Origin of the sequence: Sulfitobacter sp. HNIBRBA3233 (assembly GCF_040149665.1) — a bacterium.
Taxonomy (GTDB): domain Bacteria; phylum Pseudomonadota; class Alphaproteobacteria; order Rhodobacterales; family Rhodobacteraceae; genus Sulfitobacter; species Sulfitobacter marinivivus.
Map to the genome: position 1 here is coordinate 1 of NZ_JBEFLP010000022.1, position 424 is coordinate 424.

The 424-nt window shown below is 57.5% G+C and carries 1 pseudogene; it reads right to left on the reverse strand.

Annotation, left to right across the window (positions count from 1 at the left end):
* Positions 1-424: pseudogene (locus tag ABMC89_RS19005) on the reverse strand (hypothetical protein); the annotation flags it as partial.

Consider the following 424-nt stretch of genomic DNA (forward strand, 5'->3'; position numbering starts at 1 on the left):
TCAGGAAGCCGTCCGCGGGCGCCTCGATGCGGAACTCCTCTTGCGGCACATCATTTTCGTCGAGTTCGTAGAAGATCACGCTTTCCGTCTGGGTCACGTCACCGCGAATTTCCTCGAAGTAGGCGAGAAAATTCGCGAAGGTCGGCTCGGTGCCTTCGGGAAGACTGGGGATGTTGAATTCGTTGTCCTCGGGCTCTTCGGCGAGAATGTTGAACCCTGCGATGGGCGCGCCGGAATCGTCGAAATCATAGACAAAGTAAACCTTGTCATAGATCGGATCTTCGGGATCCTCCGGGTCTTCAGGCTCCTCCGGGTCGCCCGATACCGCCTTGATCGAGCCTTCTTCGGTGGACGTGGATGTCGCGCGGATGCCGAAGTAGTCGATGTCGTCAAGGCTGTCGATGGACAGCTCCAGGGTGAGTGT